Source organism: uncultured Bifidobacterium sp., from assembly GCF_959020155.1.
Lineage (GTDB): Bacteria > Actinomycetota > Actinomycetes > Actinomycetales > Bifidobacteriaceae > Bifidobacterium.
In genome coordinates, this window is sequence record NZ_CAUERC010000005.1 from 101906 (window position 1) to 125089 (window position 23184).

Annotated in this window: 16 protein-coding genes and 1 tRNA gene; 5 read left to right on the top strand and 12 right to left on the bottom strand. The window is 59.7% G+C overall.

The window, feature by feature from the left end; translation table 11 throughout:
• Positions 1 to 49 precede the first annotated feature (49 nt).
• Both Q5H31_RS03060 and Q5H31_RS03065 read left to right on the top strand, forming a co-directional pair.
• A complete protein-coding gene (locus Q5H31_RS03060) occupies positions 50 to 1030 on the top strand; it encodes a ParA family protein (RefSeq protein WP_223895891.1) in 981 nt (326 codons plus the stop codon).
• Between the two features lie 2 nt (positions 1031 to 1032).
• Entirely contained in the window at positions 1033 to 2319 is a 1287-nt protein-coding gene (locus Q5H31_RS03065; protein ID WP_302457477.1) for a ParB/RepB/Spo0J family partition protein, read from the top strand.
• 54 nt (positions 2320 to 2373) lie between these two features.
• Here the strand turns inward: Q5H31_RS03065 and trxB are convergent, their stop codons facing one another.
• The 5 genes from trxB to Q5H31_RS03090 all read right to left on the bottom strand — a co-directional run bounded on the left by trxB (position 2374) and on the right by Q5H31_RS03090 (position 10104).
• Positions 2374 to 3315 carry a thioredoxin-disulfide reductase gene (trxB, locus tag Q5H31_RS03070; RefSeq protein ID WP_039776067.1) on the bottom strand — a complete coding sequence of 314 codons (942 nt, stop codon included), beginning with the start codon at positions 3313 to 3315 and terminating at the stop codon, positions 2374 to 2376.
• A gap of 184 nt (positions 3316 to 3499) precedes the next feature.
• Complete coding sequence (locus tag Q5H31_RS03075; RefSeq protein WP_302457478.1) at positions 3500 to 5527, bottom strand: hypothetical protein; 2028 nt, start codon at positions 5525 to 5527, stop codon at positions 3500 to 3502.
• A 40-nt stretch (positions 5528 to 5567) separates the two neighbouring features.
• Positions 5568 to 7307: a murein biosynthesis integral membrane protein MurJ gene (gene murJ / locus Q5H31_RS03080; RefSeq protein WP_302457479.1), complete on the bottom strand. Its 1740-nt coding sequence runs from the start codon at positions 7305 to 7307 to the stop codon at positions 5568 to 5570.
• Entirely contained in the window at positions 7304 to 9463 is a 2160-nt protein-coding gene (locus tag Q5H31_RS03085) for a DUF6049 family protein (protein ID WP_302457480.1), read from the bottom strand. Before Q5H31_RS03085 ends, murJ begins: the two co-directional genes overlap by 4 nt.
• The gene (locus Q5H31_RS03090; RefSeq protein WP_021912890.1) at positions 9427 to 10104 is read right to left on the bottom strand and encodes an NUDIX hydrolase; all 678 of its coding nucleotides are present in this window, start codon (positions 10102 to 10104) and stop codon (positions 9427 to 9429) included. The genes Q5H31_RS03085 and Q5H31_RS03090 overlap by 37 nt, the downstream gene beginning before the upstream one ends.
• An 84-nt stretch (positions 10105 to 10188) precedes the next feature.
• On the opposite strand from Q5H31_RS03090, the gene Q5H31_RS03095 reads away from it, so the two are divergent.
• Positions 10189 to 11607, top strand: coding sequence for a CCA tRNA nucleotidyltransferase (locus Q5H31_RS03095; RefSeq protein ID WP_011743909.1), 1419 nt, complete (start codon positions 10189 to 10191; stop codon positions 11605 to 11607).
• Between the two features lie 130 nt (positions 11608 to 11737).
• Here Q5H31_RS03095 and Q5H31_RS03100 read toward each other — a convergent pair whose 3' ends face one another.
• The 7 genes from Q5H31_RS03100 to Q5H31_RS03130 all read right to left on the bottom strand — a co-directional run bounded on the left by Q5H31_RS03100 (position 11738) and on the right by Q5H31_RS03130 (position 19439).
• Positions 11738 to 12370 (bottom strand): LytR C-terminal domain-containing protein, encoded by a 633-nt coding sequence (locus Q5H31_RS03100; protein ID WP_038445289.1) that lies wholly within the window; start codon positions 12368 to 12370, stop codon positions 11738 to 11740.
• Between the two features lie 61 nt (positions 12371 to 12431).
• Positions 12432 to 13358, bottom strand: a complete 927-nt coding sequence (locus Q5H31_RS03105) for a 4-(cytidine 5'-diphospho)-2-C-methyl-D-erythritol kinase (protein ID WP_021912893.1) — start codon at positions 13356 to 13358, stop codon at positions 12432 to 12434.
• Positions 13355 to 14266, bottom strand: a complete 912-nt coding sequence (gene rsmA / locus Q5H31_RS03110; protein WP_270555842.1) for a 16S rRNA (adenine(1518)-N(6)/adenine(1519)-N(6))-dimethyltransferase RsmA — start codon at positions 14264 to 14266, stop codon at positions 13355 to 13357. The genes Q5H31_RS03105 and rsmA overlap by 4 nt, the downstream gene beginning before the upstream one ends.
• A gap of 66 nt (positions 14267 to 14332) precedes the next feature.
• The gene (locus Q5H31_RS03115) at positions 14333 to 15868 is read right to left on the bottom strand and encodes a G5 domain-containing protein (protein WP_302457481.1); all 1536 of its coding nucleotides are present in this window, start codon (positions 15866 to 15868) and stop codon (positions 14333 to 14335) included.
• Between the two features lie 281 nt (positions 15869 to 16149).
• A tRNA-Thr gene (locus Q5H31_RS03120) sits at positions 16150 to 16223 on the bottom strand.
• 112 nt (positions 16224 to 16335) lie between these two features.
• Positions 16336 to 17319 (bottom strand): thioredoxin domain-containing protein, encoded by a 984-nt coding sequence (locus tag Q5H31_RS03125; RefSeq protein ID WP_302457482.1) that lies wholly within the window; start codon positions 17317 to 17319, stop codon positions 16336 to 16338.
• Positions 17320 to 17375: 56 nt separating this feature from the next.
• Positions 17376 to 19439: a serine/threonine-protein kinase gene (locus Q5H31_RS03130; RefSeq protein WP_302457483.1), complete on the bottom strand. Its 2064-nt coding sequence runs from the start codon at positions 19437 to 19439 to the stop codon at positions 17376 to 17378.
• Between the two features lie 243 nt (positions 19440 to 19682).
• Here Q5H31_RS03130 and Q5H31_RS03135 point away from each other — a divergent pair, with 243 nt between their 5' ends.
• Positions 19683 to 22643, top strand: coding sequence for a glycoside hydrolase family 3 protein (locus tag Q5H31_RS03135; RefSeq protein WP_302457484.1), 2961 nt, complete (start codon positions 19683 to 19685; stop codon positions 22641 to 22643).
• 49 nt (positions 22644 to 22692) lie between these two features.
• Entirely contained in the window at positions 22693 to 23109 is a 417-nt protein-coding gene (locus Q5H31_RS03140) for a hypothetical protein (protein ID WP_270317157.1), read from the top strand.
• Positions 23110 to 23184: the final 75 nt, after the last annotated feature.

Here is a 23184-nt window from a genome sequence, read left to right on the forward strand (position 1 = left end):
ACCCAAATGATGAAACTTGATTGTTGAATATGTATAGGAAGGCTAGTTCATGACTGGACCTGAAGAACCAGACAATTTGACGTCGATGGAATCCGCCACGGAAACCATCAAGCGAATCTTCGAAGGCTCGACATCCCCCGTAGGCGCGCAAATCGCTGATGAATCGACGCGATACAAGGCATTGGAGCATGCGGTCTGCCCGAAGCCGGCCCAAACGCGCCTGATCGCAGTCGCCAACCAGAAAGGTGGCGTCGGCAAAACCACATCCGCGGTGAACCTGTCCGCGGCCTTGGCCCGTTTCGGATGCAAGGTCCTGCTTATTGATATGGATCCGCAGGGCAACGCCTCCACGGCATTGGGTGCCCCGCACGCCTCCGGTCAGCCTTCGGTGTATGACGTCATCGAAGGACGCAAGCGCATCGCGGAAGTCAAGTGCACGTGCCCTGATTTCGACAACCTCGACGTGGTCCCCGCATCCATCGATTTGAGTGGCGCCGAACTTGAGGTCGCCGACATGGCGGACCGCAACTCGCTGCTGAAGAACGCGGTGGACGAGTTCCTCGCCACCAGCGAAGAGCATTACGATTACGTGATCATCGACTGCCCGCCGAGCCTGGGTCTGCTGGTGATCAACGCCATGTGCGCCGTGCACGAAATGCTGATTCCGATTCAGGCCGAGTATTACGCCTTGGAAGGTTTGGGCCAGCTCATCAACACCATCGGACTGGTGCAGGAACATTACAATCCGTCGCTGCTGGTCTCCACGATGCTCATCACCATGTACGACAAGCGCACGCTGCTGAGCCGCGAAGTGCATGGGGAAGTGAAGAAGCACTATCCGACAATCGTGCTCGACACCACCATTCCGCGCACGGTGAAGATTTCCGAAGCGCCAAGCTTCAACCAAAGCGTGATCGCATACGACCCCAAGGGCATGGGTGCGATCGCGTACTGCGAAGCTGCGCTGGAACTTTCGCGTCGTTCCGATACGGTGCTGCAGGCAATCGATGCAAGAAGGAATGAGAACTGATCATGGCAACTAAGTCGCGTTTGGGTAAAGGTCTTGGCGCACTGTTTCCTTCTCTTCCGGGGGAGCCGCAGCATCAGGAGCATGCGGCGCCTGCCGCTGCCGTCAAGGAAGTCAAGGCTTCCAAGACTGATGGGCATGTGGAATCCAAGAGCGCGTCCGCTACCGCACAGGCATCGGTGAACGCCGTGCAGGGGATGAAGCATGCTGTTTCACGTGAAACAACCAAGAAAAACCAGCATCGTCGTGCCAGCATGCCGTCGATTTCGTTGAACGAAAGCGCGCATCCCGCGGACATGTTCTTCGGCTCCACCGCTCAGCCAGCTTCCGAACAGGGCGAGCGGCAGGGGAGTGTTTCACGTGAAACCACGCCGACCGAACATAAGAAGGACGAACCGGAACTGCTTCCCGTGCAGGGTGGATATCTGGTTGAACTGCGTTTGAGCGACGTCGGTCCCAATCTGCATCAGCCACGTACCATTTTCGATGAAGACGACCTGCGCGAGCTAGCCGAATCCATCAAGGAAGTCGGCGTACTGCAGCCAATCGTCGTACGCAAGCGTCCGCAATCGCAAATCGAAGCCGCCCGCAGGGAAGCCGCAGCCAAACCGGCCGAACCGCACAACATGTTCGACGGGCGCATGGATAGCATGTACGAGCTCATCATGGGTGAACGTCGTTGGCGCGCATCGCAGATCGCCGGCCTGAAAACGATTCCGGCCATCGTCAAAACCACCGCCGATGACGACATGCTACGTGACGCACTGCTGGAAAACCTGCATCGCGTCGCGCTGAATCCACTGGAAGAGGCGGCTGCCTACCAGCAGATGATCGACGATTTCGGCCTGACGCAGGCCAAACTGTCCAAGTCGGTGTCGAAATCCCGTCCGCAAATCGCCAACACCTTGCGATTGCTCAACCTGCCGGCCGCCGTGCAAAAGAAGGTCGCATCCGGACTGCTGTCCGCGGGCCACGCGCGTGCGCTGCTGGGACTGCCGACGGAAGCGGATATGGAACAGCTGGCCACGCGCATCATCGCCGAGGGACTGTCCGTACGCAGCACCGAGGAAATCGTGTCGATGAAGGCCGCCGAAAGCGACCAGCCCAAGAAGCCGAAGGCCAGCAAGCTCAATCCGTGGGCTGGTACCCCCGTTCAGGTTGGTCTGGAGCAGCGTTTCGGCACCAAGGTCTCCATCAAGGGATCGAAGAAGCACGGGCGAATCGAAATCGTGTTCAAATCGGAAGACGATATGAAACGCATCGTCGACCTGCTTATGCAGCAGCAGAGCTGAACGAACCGAGCCAATCGAGCTCGGCGAGCGATAATGATTTGAACGATTTGAGCCTTACTTGAGCGAATCGAGATAAGCCTGCGCGTCCAGCGCGGCGCGGCACCCCATGCCCGCCGCGCTGATGGCCTGCCGATAGACGCTATCCACGCAGTCTCCCGCGGCGAAAACGCCGGGTTCGCTGGTGCGCGTGCTGGCGCCATCGACCGTGATATAACCGGCTGAATCGACGTCTACAAGCCCGTTAAGAAAAGCAGTGGCAGGAGTGTGCCCAATCGCCACGAAAACGCCGTTAGCGGGGATTACAGAGGTCTTTTCGGTGGAGGTGTTGCGCACCTCCACCTCCTGCACGCCGTTCTCGTCGCCGCGAATCTCCTGCACCACAGCGTCAAGCATGAAATCGATTTTCGGATTGCGTTGCGCACGCTCCACCATGATGCGGGAAGCACGGAACGTGGAACGCCTATGAATAAGGGTGACGGACGAGCCGAAACGGGACAGGAAATCAGCTTCTTCGAACGCGCTGTCGCCGCCGCCGACCACCACAATCGGCTTGTTGCGGAAGAAGAAACCATCGCAGGTGGCGCAGTAGGAGACACCTTTGCCTGCGTATTCCGTCTCGCCTGGCACGCCCAGCTTACGATAGTTTGAGCCTGTTGCGATGACCAGCGCGCGTGCGTCGTACACGTCGCCGCCGTCAAGGGTGACGGTTTTGATGCCGGAATCGGCATTCGAAGCAACCGAAACAACATCGTCCCAAACGATATGCGTGCCGAACCGTTCCGCCTGCTTGCGCATATTGTCCATCAGATCCGGACCCATGATGCCATCGGGAAAGCCTGGGAAATTCTCCACTTCGGTGGTGTTGACCAACTGGCCGCCGGGCGTCAGCGCGCCGGCGACGACCAGCGGCTCGAAGCCGGCGCGGCCAAGATAGATCGCGGCAGTATAGCCAGCCGGGCCGGAACCGATAATCACCACATCACGCATATCATTCATGGTTGCTACTGTAATGCAGTTTCCACGACGGTTGCGGGCGGTTTTGCAGATGGCGTTCAAAAAAGCGTTCAAAAAAGCGTTCAAAAAGGCGTTCAAAAAAGTCAGCTATCCGTCACGTTGTTTCACGTGAAACAAAAAGAGGGCGTGCGGAACAATCCGCACACCCTCCTTGTCTGCCGATGCGTCAGAAAATCTGCACCGAATCGATGTACAGCTGGTTGCCGGGAAGGCTGTCGAACGGCACCCACAAGAGGATGTCCTGGGTCTCCACGGCCTTGTTGAACTTGATTTCGGTGGTGCCGCTGGCGTCGAACTCGAACTGGGCGACCTGTTCACCCTGGTTCGGGCTGGACTTGGCGTTCACGCGAATGTAGCCCTGGCCGCCGGAAGAACGGATCTTGATGACCATGCGATACGCTTTCTGGGGCTGGCTGAGGTGGAGGTAATAACCGTAACCCTGTTGTCCGTCCGGATTGGACAGGAACTGGCGGTTGTCGATCTCATACGGAGTCGTGTTCTCTGGCATCTTCGGTTCCGGAACCTTCCGCACCTTCTTATCCGAAGTCACCACCTTGTCGACGTCCTTCTTGGCGGAATGGCTCTTCTTCGTGGTTTTCTTCGGCTTGCTGGAATCGGAGCTGCCGTTGTCGGAGCTGTTGGCATCGTTGGAATCGTTGTTTGCATCGCTGGCGGAGCTGCTGCCATTGCCGGAATCGCCATTATTGCCGAAAGGCACGTCGTCAAGGTTCATTTCCGGCCACGGATTGTTGGAATTCGTATTGGTGATGCCGTCATCCGGCTTCTTGGTCAAACCATGAATGGCGAATCCCAATGCGACGGTCACCACAATGAACGCGACCACAATGGCCACGACCTTGGTGGTGAGCTTGCCGAACAATTTGGCATTGGCGACCTCGGCCGGACTGGAGGAAGAGGCTTTAGGGGCAAAGCTCGGCGGCACCGCAACGGGGGCTCCGTTTTCGTTCTGATATGCCGCGTCGATCGCTTCCTGCTCCGCCTTCAACGCGCGTGCGGATTCCTCGCCCGGCTCGATGACCCGTCCGTCAGGTCCGATCACCGGAATGCGACCGGTCTTCTCCAATTGCGAATCGTCCGTATGATAATCGCCCTGCGGCGACGGCGTGGAAACACGGATGGGGAAGGAGAACGGCGAATCCACATCTTCGGAGGATCCGTCGAGGTCCTCTTCGCTGAGTAGTTCGCGGCTGTTGTTCCACAGCGATTTCACGGCACCGCCGGTCGCGGCCATACCCTTGGCCAAGGCTTCCTTGCTGTCGGAGAAATCAGTGTGTGGTTCAGGTGCTTCGAACGTCATTTCCGGAATGCTTCCGGTTTCAGCCAGCGTATCGGGCAAGGCGATGGCATCCTGCTCGAGAATCTGCAGCAGGGGCACGTTCACAATCGAGCATTCCGAATCCGCGGACGGTAACGCAATATCGGGGCCGTTAAGCTTCGCCAGCGGCTCGTAGTCGCCCAGCAACGCCTCCAATTCGGCGATGGTGGCCATCGGAACGGTCGGGAAACCGTCCTTCTCCTTGAGATCCAGACCACGCTTGCAAATCACGCGGAACTCCATCGGCACGTTCGGTGAAATCGCGTCAAGATGGTAGTTCGTGGACAGCGTCGACGGCGTGCGCGTCAGCAGGGAATACAGCAGGGAAGCGACCTGGCGAATCGCAAGCTGCTCCTGGTTTTCCACGGATTGCACGCGCGAAGTATCGGCCAGCATGATGCTTACCGGCGCGTCGGCGATTTCAATGCCGTTGCGGGTCAATCGCACGGTGTCCGTGCTGATCGAGAAATGCGTGAGATTGTCTTTCTGCAACACGTGCAGGGCTTCGACGACCTCACCAAGAATGGAACGGATCGCGGTGAAGCTCAGCGGCTTGCTGGACTGCGTGAGATACTCGCTCAACGACATGCCGGCATCGAGCTGCGTGATCACCAACGCCACCTCGCCCACGTGCTGAAGCTGCAGCACCTGCGTGAAATGGGCGTCGTGGGAAATCGCCAGCATGGAGGCCGTCGCATTGACGTCCTGCAAAGCCTTGCGGTTGTTGACGATAAAAAGCTGGCAATCCCGGGCAAGCACGTGATCGCTTGCCTTCCAAACCTGCAAGCCGGTTTCCTCGCGCAATGGCGAAACCAGCACATAGCGGTTGCTGATGGTATCTCCCAGTTGAGGTTTCATGGTTTCCTTCAACTCTGTAACGATTGTTCTACCTACGCTGTTATTCTTGGTCGCCGTTTTCGGCGGTACTTTGCTCAAGTTTACCGTTGGGGCTGGCCGTTCCGCCAGACTTAGGCTTGTTGCCAAGCCCTGGTATGCGGGCGGCGAGCATGCCCACGACCGAAGTGAGCTCCTCGGCACGCAGCGCCCACAGGCACGCCAGATAGACGATGGCGATGACGATGGTGAGCAGTATCGCGGACAGAACCGCCTGACCCCAGTTCATAGTGCCGTCGTCGGGGCCGATATGCGCTCCGACCAGCCGGTAGACGCCGTTGCGGCACAGCAGGCCAATCACGCAGGCGGCTATCGTGGCCACCAGCGCCTTCGCATAGGCGGTGATGATGCGCTTGTCGTCCACATCGCCGTCGAAACGGGAACGGAGCATGTGCGTAAGCAGCGGATACGGCAGGATGAAGCTCACCGAAATCGCCAATCCGATGACGGTGATCCACTGCGTGGGCGGCAGAATGAACGTCGACGCGATGATGACGCCACCCTGGATGGCCATGGTGATCGCCATGAAAATAAACGGATGCTTGCCGTCTTCGAACGCGTAGAACGTGCGTTGGATGACCAAATACGAGCTGGAAAGTGGCAGGCCGATGCCCAAAGCGGCGAGCGGCGCGCTGATGAGCAGCGCCTCACGCACGCTGATGGACGGCAGCAGTGCGAGGATGATCGGCAACGGAAGCACGATGAACGCCGCTGCGAAGAAGCACATGATGAGATTGAGATTACGCAGGGCCGAGCTCAGATCCTTGCGCGCCTCGTCGATATTGCGGTCCGCGATGGCTTTCGATATTTTCGGGAAGATCGCAGTGGCGATGGACACGGCGATCAGCGAATACGGCAGCATGTAGATGGTGTACGCATTCTGATACGAGGCGTTGCCGGCCACGTCCAACTGGCTCATATGCAGCTGTTCCGAAGCCCTGAACGGCGCGCTGGTGGCCACGCGGGTGACGATGATGTTGACGATCTGATCGACGCCGACGATGCCGAGGCTCCACGCGGCGACCGGTCCCATCGAACGTAGTCCGATGTCGTGAACGCCGAATTTCGGACGGTATTTCAGGCCGATTCTCGTCAAAGGAATGAACAGCACCAGCGCCTGGAACGCCACGCCAAGCGTCCAAGTGCCGGCGGTCAGCGCGATTTTCGTCGGCGTCCAGAAGTCCAGCGGACGTTCCGTGGCCCTGCCGAACATCGCGATGAACGCGCCGAAACCGATGCAGCTGATGATGTTCGCGCCGACCGAGCTCCACGCATACGTGACGAAATGGTCCTTCGCCGCGAGAATCTGCCCGATCACCGTATACAGGCCGTAGAAGAAGATCTGGGGCATGCACCACAAGGTGAAGGAGGTGGCGAGAGCCATGGTTTCGGCGCTGCCGTTGACATACAGTTTGGTCAACAACGGCGTGGCAACGGCCATGAGCAGCGTCACACCCAATAACAAGGTGATGGCAAGGGTGATGAGCTTGTTGAGCTTGGTTTCGGCGTCCTTCGATTTCAGCGTGCGCACGATCTGCGGCACAAGCACCGCGTTGAAGATGCCGCCGGAAACCAGCGTGTAGATGACCTGCGGAATCATCGAACCGGCCTGGTAGGCGTTGGCGGCATAGCCGGTGGTGCCCAAGGCCCAGGCAAGCAGGATGGTGCGGATTTGGCCGGTCACGCGCGAAGCGGCGGTACCGGAGGCCATGATCAGTGAGTTACGGCCAACGGAAGAACTCATTCGTCGGGATCCTTCTTACGGTTGAATTGACGCCACAGTCCCACAGCGCCCAAGAGCACGGCGAAGCCGATGATGACGAAACCGCTCTTGTCGCTGATCTGCAGCGCGCTGGTGATGTGGGTGACCTGCGTGGCTCCAAACGCTGCACCATTCCTGTCGAACAGGCTGATGGTGGCGTTGGCGGTGCCGGACGTGGACACACGGATGGTGAACGCCACCTGTGCCTCGCCGTGGGGCGGCACCTGCACGGTGTCGAATCGGGACGTGACGATCTGCATGGAATCGGTCAGCGACGAGACCTTCACCTTTACCGGGTACGGGTGGCTGTTGCTGATGGTCACCGGCATTTTCGCGGTTTCGCTGACCACGTTCACGCTTTCCGTCGGCGTGATCGCCACACCGTTGATCAGCAGGGCCGCGAGCTGGTTCGCGCCTTCCGCCATCGTGCTTCTGGAAGGGCTTTCGCCGCCCAACGCGTGCAGGGCCATGATGGTGTGGGCGTTCGTCAGCTGCCTGCTCCAGATGTTGACGTCGGATTCGTCTTTTCCGTTCGGCTTGACGAGGATCGACGTATTGAAACGTTTGATGTTGCTCGATGAGTTCGCCAGCGCGCTCAGAGTCTGCTGGACGTCGCTGCGCATGCTATCGGTAAGGCCGTCCGTTTGGGGAAGATCGGTTGACATGCTGGCCGCATCTTCGGAGATGTCGGCATCCTTCAACGTGGCAAGGTCAGTGAGGTTCAGCCACGGCGACTGCTCGATGTCGCTCATCAGCGCGTCTACAACACTGGGGTCGGAATCCTCGTTCAGACAGACCAGCAGGTTGCGTTCCGCATAAGGCTGTTCCATCTGGTAGAACGCGCTTTGCGCGACGAATCGCGCCAATCTGCCGGCCGTGGTTCCCTCGCTGTCGGCGTTGGCATCGTCACTGGTCGCCTTGCCTTGGGCCAGGCCGGAAAGCACATTCTGCGCGGAAAGCACGGTGACGTCCCCGGCGTCGGTGGAGACCACCGTCTTGCCGGTACGTACGGTAGCCGCATCGTCCTCTTCGAAGTCATGCGTGGCGATGACGGTGCCGTACCCCTGCTGGCGGGCCTTCGTCAACGCTTGTAGGGTCCAATTGCCGTTGCCCTGCCACGCGTATGCGGTGATGTCCGCGTTGCTGTCACCCAATGCCGATTGATAGGTTTTCCGGGCTTTGGCTGCGGACCATTGACGGTCGTTGATACCGGCTGCGCTGTAGGCCGGAGCGTTGTTCATGGCGCTGTAGGCGGTTATGTCGAACAATGCGGGCTGGGTGATGCCGTCGACCCGCGTTGGCATCGCCATCGCCTGCAGGTAGGTCGGATCTCCTACGACCTGCAGCATGTCGTGCTTGGCGAAGGTCTGCTGCAACGATTTGAGCCGTGCGTCGTCATCCTTGCTGGGCATGGCGATTTTCGCCAGTTTCGAGGAGGAAATACCCCCTTCATCGACCAGCTGTCCAAGCAGCTTGCTGTCGGTGGTCCACCCGTTGGCGGCCAGCGGCTGGGCGACGGTGATGTGCAGCGCCGGCGTGCTGGGCGTGTGGAGTCCCGCGCCGGTGCGCGTCACGAACGTATGCGATTGAGCAAGGGGGGTTCCGTTGGCGGAATAGCTCAGCAGCACCGGCTTCGGCCCCCAAGAGTTGATGGCCGCGAGCGATTCCTGATGGGCGTCCGCGTCGATGCTCACGTTGGCGCTGGCTCCCGGCTGCAACGCGGGCACATCGGCCTGTCCCACGGATTGCGGGGTGGGGATTCGCCCGTTGCCTTCAGACCAATCCTGGATGTCGTTGCGCGAAACGAACGTGTAGAAGGCGTTCATGGCCAGCGTCAGCGTTCCCGCGGGAATCTCCTGTCCGGTCGTGTTGGTCACCGTGGCGTTCAGATGGTATCCGGAGGTGTCCGTCAATACGGCCGTGGAAGAGTTGATGGACAACATACCGTCCGTCGACTCCGCCGATGTGGTCGATTCCATGGCCCTTGCCGATGGCGTGGGTGCGTATAACAACATCAACGCCATGGTCAATACCATGGCGAGGATGGATGATAACGCGCGAAGGCCACGCGAAACGTGCCGTTGTGCGGATTGATTCACTATTACGCCTGTCTGTTGAGTTTCCTTGCGTACAACCATGCTATCTTCCGTTCGTTCGGATAGCTCAGCACATCGTCCAAATCAGCAAAATCCACCCAAATGGCGTCTTCGGCCTCATGGTCGGGATCGCCTTCGACGGTCAGCTCGCCGCCGATCTGCCGCAACGCGAAGTGGTGCACCAGCTTGTGCACGCGTTGGCTGGTACCGGTGAACCAATAGTCGATGGTGGCGATGGAATCGACCACCTCGCCCAGAATGCCGGTTTCCTCATGCACTTCGCGCACGGCCGTCTGCTGCGGCGTTTCGCCTTTTTCGATATGTCCCTTCGGCAGGCACCATTCCAAATGCCCGCTGCGTGAATGACGTGCGATGATCGCCACGCGACCCTTGTCGTCGAACACCAGCCCGCCCGCCGAATACTCGCGCACCACCGGCAGCTCCTGCGCGTCAAGCGATGCGAACGTGGTCGGACCATCCGCGGTGCGCCGGCGCGGCATCATCGCCGGCGTAGGCGCGCTCGGCGTGATGATCGTGCGCTGCTGCAATTGCTGTAGTTGTTGCAGCTGCTGCAGCGAAACCGACTGCGATGTGTACAGCAGTTCGTCCGGTTCCAGCGGATTTTGGGCATGGTCGTCCGCAGCATGGGCAAGCATGCGTGCAAGGTCTGCGGGCGTAATCATGATTCCAACCATACTCAATTCTGTGTGCAGGTGGGGTAACGGTATGCTGGTAAACGGAAAACTTGTGGTGCTGAAAGGTATGGCGTGAACTTCGAAGTGTGGCCAGAGGCCATTGAATTAGGACGTATGTTTGCTGCGGAAGGCTACGAACTGGCACTGGTCGGGGGTCCTGTCCGCGACCTGCTGCTGCATCGCAAATCGCATGATTTGGATTTCTGCACATCGGCGCGTCCCGAGCAGTTTGAGCATATTCTGCGCCGTTTTGGGCATGATGGCTTCTGGGATATGGGCCGCAAATTCGGCACGCTCGGCGCGATGCGCAGGCGTGAGGACGGCACCGAGGTGAAAGTGGAGGTGACCACCTACCGTTCCGACACGTACGACCCCGACTCGCGCAAGCCGGAAGTCAATTACGGCGACACGCTGGAAGGCGATCTTTCCCGCCGCGATTTCACCGTCAACGCGATGGCGTTGCGTGTTCCGGAACTCGAATTCGTCGATCCGTTCGGCGGTGCGAACGATTTGGCCAAAGGCGTGCTGCGTACCCCCGTCGATCCGCGGCAGTCGTTCGACGACGATCCGTTGCGCATGATGCGCGCCGTGCGTTTCGTGGCGCAGCTCGGCTTCCGCATCGAGCCGGAAACCGCCGAAGCGCTGTCCGACATGGTCGATCGCATCGAAATCGTCTCCGCCGAACGTGTGCGCGACGAACTGGTCAAGCTGCTGCTGTCCGATCGCCCGCGCGCCGGCATCGAAGCGTTGGTCGATTCCGGTCTTGCCGACATCGTGCTGCCGGAAATTCCCGCGCTGCAGCTGGAAATCGACGAGCACCATCGCCATAAGGACGTGTTCGAACACACCATGATCGTCATCGAACGCGCCGTCGCCCTCGAAACCGGTTCCGACGGTCCGGTGCCGGCCCCGGACCTGACGCTGCGTCTGGCGGCTCTGCTGCACGACATCGGCAAGCCGAAGACCCGTCGTTTCGAAGCGGGCGGCAAGGTGAGCTTCCACCGTCATGACGCCGTCGGCGCGAAGATGACGCGCAAGCGTTTGAAGGCACTGCATTTCGACCACCACATGGTCGAGGACGTCAGCGAGCTGGTCAACCTGCATCTGCGCTTCCACGGCTACGTGGAGGAGCCGTGGACGGATTCCGCGGTCCGCCGCTACGTCAAGGACGCTGGCCCGCTGTACGAGCGTCTGAACCGCCTTACGCGCGCCGACACGACCACACAGAACAAGCGCAAGGCCATGATGTTCTCGGCGGCCATGGACGAGATGGAACAGCGTGTGCGCGACCTGAAAGAAAAGGAAGACTTCGACGCGATCCGTCCTGACCTCAACGGCGACGAGATCATGCAGCTGCTAAGCATCGAACCAGGCCCGATGGTCGGCAAGGCGTACAAGCACATGCTGGAATACCGCCTCGATAACGGTCCGGTGGAGCGTGACGTGGCCGTTGCCGAGCTGGAACGCTGGTACAAGGAGCAGGGCGAATAGCGATTGACATGCGGTGGTTTCGCCGCATGCATGGAACAGTGTGCTTGGAACAGCTCGAATACGAAAACCCGCGTTCCCGATTGGGGGAGCGCGGGTTTTTCATATTGCCTATATCGATTTCGATTGGCGGTCAGCTTTGCGGATTCACCGCATCATGTTCGGGCGCCTTGGGCAGGTCGGTCATCTTGTCCACCGCGACGCAGCCCTGGATGCCGGTGATCGCCTTGCCTGCGGCGGGAACCTTCTTCGTATCCTGCAGATTGTCGAATGTGGCGCCCACGATGACGTCGATCAGCTGGTCCTGACGGTCGTCCATAACCAGCATGGCATCGGTGAAATTGCTTGCCACGGTGTACGCCTGATTCACGCCGTTCTTGCCGAAGACGATCATCGTGCGATCCACCTTCTTGGTGTAGTTGTCCGGCGTCTGGGGGTTGAACTCGCGGTTCTGCAACGCGTCGCTCACCGCCTTGGCGAAGCCGGAGAACTTCGTGCCGTTGAGCACACGCAGCGTGATGTTGCGATTCTCCACATACTTGGCCTTGTTGCCGTCGGCTTCCTTGATGGGGCACGGTGCCTGCTGGCCGTAGTTCGGCTGTACGGCGGCCGACTTGACGTTGCCCAGGCCTCCGACATGGAAAAAGAACAGCAGGGACACCACCATGGCGACCACCATGACGGCTCCGACGATGCTGAACACCGTCTTCTGACGGCGGCGAATGTACTCTTTGCGCGCGGCGCGCTCGTCGTTAGCCTGGGTCATTTACGAATTCCTTTTGAACAAACCAATTGCCATCAACTTTACTGTCATGCGGTGATATGTGTCATGCGGTGATATGCACAATCGGTCGGGCTGGGGCGTTCGTGGCGATGATGCGATCGACGCAACGGCTGTCCTGCCATGCCCGCTGTACGGCGTCCGCCGCATCCTCCGTCGGCACGAACGCGATGACGGACGGGCCGGAACCGGAGACGAACGCCTGGCTGGCTCCCGCACGCAAGGCTTCCTCGATCGCCTGTCCGCTACGCGGATGCAGGGAGACCGCCGCCTTCTGCAGGTGGTTCTCATCGCCATCGCCGGCACCGATCTGATCGAATGTGGCATACACTTCCGGCGTGCGCAGTTCCGCACGGTATGCGCCGACCAGCAGATGGCCGGTAAACCCACGTTCCGTAAGATCGCGTACGATATCGCCATCGTCATCAAGCTGTTCGATGCGTTCGCCGAAACCGGTGCCGCGCGCGTAACCGCCGGTCAGACAGAACGGCATGTCCGCGCCCAGCGTGGCCGCGACTTCCTGCAGGCGTTCGATCGGCCAATCGAGATCCCACAACGTGTTCAATGCCAGAATCGTCGCCGCCGCATCGGCGGAACCGCCGGCCATGCCCGCGCCGACGGGGATGCGCTTGTCGATGTTCAACGCCACGTCCGGCTCATGGCCGCTCGCTTCGGCCATGGCGAACAATGCCAGCACGGCGTGGTTGCGGCGCATATCGCTGCCGGAAGAGGCCAGGTCGCCCAGATACGCGCCCTCGAGATTCAGCGAGAAGCCGCTTCCCGGCGCTTTGCGCGTGGCGGTGACGGTGTCGTATACGCCGACCGCGCAATAGATGGTGTCGAGTTCATGACGGCCGCCCCATTCGGCATGCGACGGGCCCACATGCAGGGTCAGATTCGTTTTCGCCGGGCAGTCCACGCTCACGGCGTTGATGGTGGCCGTTCCGATGGCGGGCGAATCAATGGTGCTCATGACGCGAACACCTCATCCAATGCGCGTGCCAACGCCACGAATTCGTCGATGGTGAGCGTCTCGCCACGACGGGTCGGGTCGATGCCGGCCTTCTCGAACGCTTCGGACGGCACGATTTTCTTCAATGCGGCGTGCAGGGTCTTGCGGCGCTGCCCGAAAGCCGCGTCGATCAAACGGAACACGGTTTCGCGATCCACCACGGAATCGTCCGCATTGTCCGCGGCGGGGGTGTGACCGCCCGGGTAGCGCTTGAACAGCACCAGCGCGGAATCGACGTTCGGGGCCGGCCAGAACACGTTGCGGCCGATGACGCCCACGCGTTCCGCGGTGCCGTACCATGCGAGCTTCACGCTCGGCGTGCCGTAGATCTTCGAACCGGGCTTCTCGCTTAAACGGTCCGCCACTTCCTTCTGCACCATCACCAGGAAGGTGCCCAGATTGTCGAAACGTTCCAACAGGGTGAGCAGAATCGGCGTGGCCACGTTGTACGGCAGATTGGCCACCAGCGTGAAGGAATCGTCATCCTTGAAATCGGGCAGATTCTCCGGATTGACGGTAAGTGCGTCGCGGTTGACCACACGGAAGCGGTCCACGGCGTCCGGCATGAATTCGGCGATGGTTTTCGGCAGGCGTTCGGCGACCGGCGGGTCGATTTCCACAGCCGTCATCGTGGCGCCGGTTTCCAGAATCGCCAGCGTCAGCGAACCCAGTCCGGGACCGACTTCCAGCACATGGTCGTCGGCGGTCACGCCGGCCTCGCGCACGATGCGACGCACGGTTCCCGGATCAATCACGAAATTCTGCCCGAATTTCTTCGTCGGGCTGATACCCGCGTCGGCGGCGATGCGTCGGATGTCGGCCGCCCCCAGCAAATGGCCCTGCGTATGCTCGTTCACGTTTTCCGTCATTCCCTCTTCTGTCATTCCCTCATTATCCGTTCATGCCGGTACGAAAATCGTTGGCGATTAGCCGGATCAGTACCATCCGGTCTGTTCGGAGTGCTGCCACGCCGCGGACGGGCTGCCGTACCGCTGTGCGATGTAGCTCAGACCCCAGTCGATCTGCACGGCGGCATCGTCCTTCCAATTCGCGCCGAACGTGGCCATTTTGCTGCCCGGCAACGCTTGTGGAATACCGTATGCGCCCGAATACACGTTTTCCGCGCTCCAGCTCCATCCGGATTCGCGATTCCAGAGTTTGACCAGATCCGTCCAGTTCTGGCCGGTCCAGCCGCGCTGCGCCGCCGCGCCGGAAGCGTAGGCCTGTGCCTGTGCCGCGGAAGGATGGTACAAGCGGCAGCCTGCGGAAGGATTGCTCGGCTGCGGCGTGGGCTGCGGTTTGGGCTGGGGTGCGGGAGTCGGCTGCGGTGCAGGGGTTGGTGTGGGGGTCGGTGCCGGATCGTCCTTCTTGGTGTTGTTGGAATTGTTATTCGAGTTGTTGTTCGAATTGTTCTTATCCGAGGAATCCGACTTGTTCGAATCGGTTTTGTCGGAATCGGACTTGTTCGAATCGGACTTATTGTCGTTTTTATTCGAGTCGTTCTTACCCGAGTCGTTCTTGCCGTCGTCCGTCTTGCCGGAATCGCCGTTATCGCCGTTGCTGTTGCCGTTGCCGCTGTTGTCGGATTTGTCGGACTTGTCGGTATCGTCCGTAGTTTTTTCCGGTCCGACCGCAATGACTTTGTCGATGGCGATTTTCGTGGTCTTCTCTCCGGTCAGCGTCTCGCTTTCCTTCACGCCATCCACGTAGGTGACGGCGTACGTCTGCTGGATTTCGCCGTTTTCGCCTTCCTGCCGTACCGTGACTTCGCCCGGCTGCAGGTTCGGGTCGATGATGGTCTGCGTGCCGAACGGCACTTCCTTCGTGCGGGTCTCCTCACCATGCGTCACGCGGCGGACGCGCAGAATGGTCGTCTTGCCGTCCTTTTCGACACTGACGCGATCCTCCTTGCCCAACGTGATGCCTTTGGCGTCAAGAATGGAGGCAGCGGGCAGCTTGCCGTTCGGCGCCACCGAGCTTTTCCCGTCCGAGATGACGGTGACGGGCCCCTTCTGGTTGATGATGAGACCGCCGGTGAGCTTGTTGTAGACGTTGCTGATATTGACGGTGATTTTCGCCGCTTCGGTTTCGTTTTGGTTGAAGAAGTCCAGCAACTGCTCGGCGCTGGACGCGACCGTCCAGAACGGCACTTCCTGGCCGTCGATGGTGATGGTGGTCTGGTACGCGCTCTGCACGTTCACCACATCATGGTTCTTCAGCATGCTGGTCGGGCTGGTCGATTCCACCAGGTCGTGCGTTTTGACTTTCACGCCCTGCTCCTGCAGCAGACGGTCCACGCTCATCGCATATGTGGTCACCGTGGTGGTCTCCCCATTGACGGTCAACGCCACGGATTTGCGCGCGCCCACACCAAACGCCAACGCCGAAGTCAAAGTCAATGAGGCCACGCATGCCATGACGCGGACACGACGAAGCGTCACGAATCTCCGAGGGGTCCACCTTCTCGTCATTTATCCTCTTTTCAGCGCTGCCTACAACGCCGTTATTGTAACGGCTCAGCTGGAACGGTCGCCGTGCTTTCCGATGGTTTTATCCATACCGCCACATTTTTGAAAGCAGGTGCGAAAAGCGAAAAATAAAAAGGGGGCAGGAGAGAAGGGGATGTCCTGCCCCCGGTCGGACGAGACAGGTTGGGGGACGCCTCGTCCGCTTTGCCAGAAGTCTCAAGTTGGGGGAAGACTTCTGGAGCACTTACCCATGGTAAGAGGTCCAAGCCCGTCATACGGGTTCGAGCCTCCTGTCGGGATCGAACCGACGACCTGCCGCTTACAAGGCGGCCGCTCTGGCCATCTGAGCTAAGGAGGCATGTCCTCTTTTGCTATGAAAACAACAGAGGAACGATGAATAGCATAACCAGCGCTTCCACCGCAGTCAACTTAGCATTGCGGGTTGAGACGCGCCGGCTGCCCGTAAGGGGTTATTCGCCCGTGGTGACGGGAATCGGCCCCTTCTTGGCTCCGATGGACGGCATCTTGCCGGCAACGCCGACTTCGCTGTCCTTCAGGCCGATCGATTCCAACAGACCGTCCTTAACCGTCGTCTGGGCGGTGGTCAGCTGGTCCATATCCCAATACTTGCCGTTGATGATCACGGTCGGCGTGGTCATGCTGCCCTTGTAGCTGCCGGACTGATGCCACAGTTCGGAACGCTTCGGCGTGTAAGTGTCGATCGCATCAAGCCATTCCTGATAATCGCGGCCAAACGCCTTGTCCGCAACATCCTTGGAAACACCCGCGGCGATCATCTGCTCCTTGATCTTGGCGTCGCTCACCGACTTGTATGCGGAGCCTTCCTCCGGCTGGAAATCCTCGGCGTAGACCTTCTCTAGGAAGGAGATCAGATGGTTCGGGTCGCTGTCATGCTCGGCCAGGTAGATGGCCGCGTTCGCCGCGCGACTGGAATACTCGTCGGTGGACCAACGGTCCATGAACGCCATGAAATGCAGGTCCAGATTGATCTGGCCGGCATCGACCATCTTCTGCAGGTCGGCGTCCAACTGGCGGTGCAGGTTGCCGCAGCCCGGGCACAGGAAATCCATGTAGAGCTCGACGGTCGGCGCGCCCTCCACAGCCTTGCCGTAGCCGTTCTTGGAAATCAGCAGGCCGCCCTTCTTATCGACGAGCTTCGGAGTGTTCTTCACTTTCTGCAACGCCGTGTACGCTTCCTGCACGGTTTCGGTGGAAGCCCTCGTTTCGGCCTTCTTATGCATGTTGTGGTACACGGTGAACGCGCCGATCGCCACCAGAATCACCAGCACCGCCACCACGATGCCGCCGATGATCGTCTGCTGCTTGCGTTCCTTCTCCATCTGCTCGGCGCGCGCCTTCATCGCCGCGGCCTCAGCGGCCCTACGCTCGGCGCGGCTGGTACGCTTCTGCGCATCCTTGCTGTTCTGGGCCATCGATATTCCTTTCGACCTTACGTTGTTATGCTGGGCACCATACTAGCGATGCCTTGCTATCGATTCGCCGGGAATTCCGTATTGCCTTGCGATTGCGTCGGCAGCTCGCTCAAGTGGCGCAGATACGGCTGTTTACGCAGTGCGCCGCCGCCCAATCGCAGTACGATCGCGCCCGGAGCGGCCACGGCCACAAGCCAGCCGATCGCGCAGAACGCAGCCTGCGCCAGCCCGCTTTCGGAAAGCGGACCGCCAAGCAGCGTCGGCATCGGAATCGTCAATCCAAATATCCACGTATCCATCACGGCATACGGAAGCTGCAGCACGACCGTGGTGAGCGACAAACCCAGCGCGGCCACGGCCAACATGATCAGCGTCCGCACGATGGCGACGCCGAAGCCCTTCACGATGTGCCAGGGCAGTCCCGCCAATCGCAGCAGCCAGTCGGAACTTTTCTTCTCGCCGCCACGTTTGCCTTCGCGCTCGAGCTGCGCCTCCGTGTTGAATCCGATGGTGGCCAGCGCACAGGCGAACAGCAACGCGGCTGCCATCGCCGTCCACAGTGAGAACAGTCCACAGACGGCCACGGGAATCGCCATCAGCGCGCAGGGGAGCATGCCCCGGCCCAACATCGCGCCACGCTTCACATCGGCGGGATTGGGTGCTTCCGCAACGTTCGGCCCATCCATACCGGGTACCGGCGGGAATGACATTGCGGGCGATTGCTGCGCCGCGGCCACCGTGGCCTGCGGTATGACGGACGGTGGCTGCCGCATGGCGATGCGTTGCAACGCGGGTTTGATGGTCGGGTCGACTTGCGTCGGCGCTTCCGCTGGATTCCATGCGTTCTGGGCCGGCAGCATTTGTGTTGACGGCATGGATTGCGGCATTACCTGCGTGCCTGTCGGCATCGCCCGCGTGCCTTGCGATTGCGGCATCGTGCGCGTGCTGTCCACGTTGGGAAGTGCGTCGGAAAGCACGCTGGTCTCGGCATCGTCAACAGGTGCGATCACCTGCGTTGCGCTCGCGTCGGATTGGCTGGTCACTTGTTTCCCGATTACTTGAGTTGCGCTCACATCGGGCTGCCCGATCGCCTGCGTTGCTTCGCTGAGCCTTGGCATCGTGCGCGTGCCGATGGCGTTTTCGCCGGTTATATCGTCCTGCAATCGCCACAACGTGCGCGGATTGTCGGGCGATTCAACAAAAGGGGGCATCGCCTCCGTATCGCCATCCGCTGCGCCACCATTGTCGGCCGCAACCCACGCCTGCGGATTCAACGCATCCACGGCGATCGCCTGCAGCAAATCGTCCGGCGTGCACCGCTTCGTCCGATCCGGATTAAGCGCCGAACGGAACGCGGCCATCGTGCCCGCAGGAAGTCCCGCAAGATTGGCGCTGCCTGCCGCCGCACGTTCCAACACGGTCATCATCGGCTTCGTGCCGAACACCGGCTCACCCGTAGCGGCGAACGCCAATACGCTCGCCACCGACCACCAATCGGTCATTTCATCCGATTCCGCGCCATCAATGATTTCCGGCGCGATGAACCCCGGCGTGCCCATCACCAGACCGGTACGCGTCACATGGCTTTCGCCTTCGCCCATAGCGATGCCGAAATCCACCAATACCGGGCCGGTGCTCGACACCATCACATTCGTCGGCTTGATATCGCGGTGCACGATGCCGGACGCATGCACGGCACGCACCGCCTCAATCAGCTTGCGTGCCAGCCGTTCCAAATCGTCGCCCACATATCGGCCATTGACGCGCACATCCTCACGCAGATTCTTGCCTTCGATCAACTCGGTCACAATAAAAGCCAACGCGTCGTCAAGTTCCATATCCACAATGCCGCACACGCCCGGATGCCGCACCTTCTGCAACGCCATCGCCTCCCTGCGCAGGCGCTCGCGTGCGGTCAACTCGTCGCGCTGCTGCTGCGGGGAATCGTCGTCGGAGAGGGAATCGCGCAAAATCTTCATCGCATATTGATGGCCGCCATCGTCCCGCACACGCCATACCGAGCCCATGGCACCCGAACCAAGCCGGGAAATCAACGTGTAGCCGCCAACCAGGCTGCCTGCTTCCAGATTCAATGCGCTTAAGTCGCTCATGCCACCCATGGTACTTGGCGTGCAGATTATGCACGCGAATTGACAGGCTGGGGAAAACGCCATGTGCCGCACGTTGAAGTCTGATGAAATCGAATCATCGACATGAAGAAGTGTCTTCACTTGCCGCACGCATCTGCAGCCACTTCACCGAAACCATGAGATGCGGGGCAGTGTTGAATGGTTTCGCGGTTCCGATAAAGGCATCGGAGCCTACGTGTCGTTTGGTTATGAGAATCAAGGAGGAGGCAGACCATGCTGCAAATCAACATGGCTGACGTTATGAACGTCATCGGCTCATTGACGCCGTACCTTATTGCGATTGGCGTGCTGTTCGCGCTCGCGCTGATTATCACTTTTGCCGTCAACAAGAAGACGGTCAAGGAAGTGGCGACTCGTAAGATCGTCCATTCCGAATCCTGGCTGGTGGCGCTTGTCGGCATCGTCGTGGCCGTGTCCATGATGCTGACCGGTCCGCTTTCCACGCTGCTCAACAACGCGACCACCACCAAGTACATGCTGTCCGACACCACCGTTTCCAAAGCCAACGAGCTGGCCAAGGAAGTGCAGTCGGAAGCCATCACCATGCTGAAAAACGACGATTCCAACCTGCCGCTGTCCAACAAGAAGGTCAACGTGTTCGGTTGGGGCTCCACCAACCCGGTTTACGGCGGCACCGGCTCCGGCTCCATGTCCGACCAGTACGAGACCGTTTCCATGCTTGACGGCATGAAGCAGGCCGGCATCGAAACCAATTCCGAGCTGACCAAGCTGTACACCGACTACCGCAAGGACCGCCCGGTCGTGGCCATGTGGTCGCAGGATTGGACCCTGCCTGAGGTTCCGGCCAAGCAGTATTCCGACAAGCTGATCTCCGACGCCAAGGACTTCTCCGACGAAGCCGTCATCACCATCACCCGCGTCGGCGGCGAAGGCGCTGACCTGCCGACGAACATGAAGGCGAAGGGCATCACCTACAACAACAATTCCAAGGACTACGAAGATTTCAAGGATGGCGAGCACTTCCTGCAGCTGTCCCAGACCGAGCGCGACATGATCGACCTGGTCACCAAGAACTTCAAGAAGGTGACGCTCGTCTACAACGGCGCCAACGCGTTCCAGTTCGACTTCCTGTCCCAGTATCCGCAGATCAAGTCCGTGCTGTGGTGCCCGCCGGCCGGCCAGACCGGCTTCTCCGCACTGGGTGAGGTGCTCGCCGGCGATGTGAATCCGTCCGGCAAGACCTCCGACACGTTCGTGAAGGACCTGACCAAGACCGCTGTGTTCAACAACACCGATGGCACCGCCGCCGGCAACGCTTCGTCCGTCGGCACGAACGGCAAGTTCACTTACGACAATGCGGATGATCTCGCTGCTTCCTACATGGGCTTCAGTGGCGACAAGGTCACGGTGACCCCGACGTTCGTCAACTACGTCGAAGGCATCTACGTTGGCTACAAGTTCTATGAGACCGCCGCCGACGAAGGTCTGATCAACTACGACGACACCGTCATGTTCCCGTTCGGCTACGGCCTGTCCTACACGACGTTCAAGCAGGAGATGGGCAAGGTCTCCTACAAGAACGGCAAGATCTCGTTCGATGTGACCGTCACCAACACGGGCGACAAGGCCGGCAAGGACGTGGTCGAGGTCTACTACAACCCGCCGTACACCGATGGTGGCATCGAGAAGGCATCCAAGAACCTGGTTGCGTTCGAAAAGACCAAGAAGCTCGAGCCGGGCGCTTCCCAGATCGTGAAGATCGAGTTCGACGATGACGACATGGCCTCCTACGACCAGAAGGACGCTAAGGCGTACGTGCTGGAGCAGGGCGATTACGACATCTCCATCCAGTCCGATTCGCACCACGTGATCGACCATCAGAAGGTCACCGTGAAGGACACCGTCACCTACAATTCCGACTCGAACACCCATAACGGCGATGCCGTGGCCGCCACCAACGAGTTCGATTACGCCGCCGGCGACGTGACGTACCTGTCTCGCGCGGGCCACTTCGCGAACTATGCCAAGGCCACCGCCGCTCCGACCAACTTCTCGATGAGCGACGAAGCCAAGGCCGAGTTCACCAACAACAGCAACTACGATCCGAAGAAGTATGACAACGATTCGGACGAGATGCCGACCACCGATGCCAAGAATGGCCTGAAGCTGTACCAGATGTATGGCAAGGATTATGACGACGCCGATTGGGACAAGCTGCTCGACCAGCTCACCTTCGACGATATGGACAACCTGATCGCCAATGGTGGTTACGGCACTCCGGCTGTGAAGTCCGTCGGCAAGATCCAGCTGACCGACGCCGACGGCCCGGCCTCGCTGAACAACAACTTCACCGGTGTTGGCTCCATCGGCTTCCCGGCCTCCACCGCGTTCGCCTGCACCTGGAACCGTGATCTCGCCAAGCAGTTCGGTGAGATGATCGGCGACATGGCTCACGACATGCACGTGGCTGGTTGGTACGCTCCGGCCATGAACATCCACCGTTCGGCATTCTCCGGTCGTACCTTCGAGTACTTCTCCGAGGACTCCCTGCTCTCCGGTGCGATGGCCTCCAACGAAATCGCCGGCGCCAAGTCCAAGGGCGTGTACTCCTTCATGAAGCACTTCGCACTCAACGACCAGGAGACCAACCGCACCAACATGGTGTGCACGTGGGCCAACGAGCAGTCCATCCGTGAAACCTATCTGAAGCCGTTCGAGATGAGCGTGAAGGAAGGCGGCGCCCAGGCCGTGATGAGCTCCTTCAACTACATCGGCTACACCTACGCCGGCGCTTCCAGCAACCTGCTGCAGACCGTGCTGCGTGACGAGTGGGGCTTCAAGGGCTTCGTCCTGACCGATTACTTCGGCGGCTACGGCTACCAGAACGCCGATCAGGAAGTGCGTGCGGGCAACGACTCGATGCTCGCCACCACGAAGATCACCAACCACATCACCGATAAGTCCGCCACCTCCGTGAAGGCGATGCGTCAGGCCGCGCACAACATTCTGTACACCGCCGCCAACAGCTGGCAGTACGCGAATGGCGAGCCGAAGGTCGCCACCCCGATCTGGAAGACCGCCATGTACGTGGCTTGGGGCGTGGTTGCGGTGCTCGTGATCGGTCTGGAGTTCCTGACCATCAAGCGCTACCTGAGCCGCAAGAAGGCCGTCGCCACGATTGAGCCGGCTGCAGAGCCCGCTCAGGCCGAGTGATTGGCTGATAACTGAAAACCAATAATTGAATACCAAGCCGGGAGTCTCCGTGGAACATGGAGCCTCCCGGCTTTTGTATCTCATTGCCTTCGTTCGGATCCGTGTGCTGCTTTTTCTTGGCGCTGTATTTCCTGATATTGCATTGGTGCGGTTGTCAGGCTATGGATCTCATATCGCGTTCATAGCGCAGATGGCTGCATTGTTCGCGTCTTCGCTTCATCCGCATTTGGCTTTGCGATTCCGACACGCCGTGTGTTGTTGTTTTCGCGTTCACCTGACCGTGGTTTTAGTGTCCTATGATGGTGTCATCGACGGTTTCAGGTCGCGTTTGGCTCGTTTTCGACACGCCGATGGAACGTTGGATTTCCAACGGTTCCGTGCTTCATTGCGCCCTGCGGGTTGCGCGATTGCGGGTTCTCGTGTAAGTTTATCTCTTGCTGCTCAGCACGGCGGCCTCGCTCCTTGAGTTTGGGGCGGCTTGCTGGTGCGGTGGTGGTTTGAGAACTCAAGAGCGTATTTGTACTACTTCTTTATAGTCAAT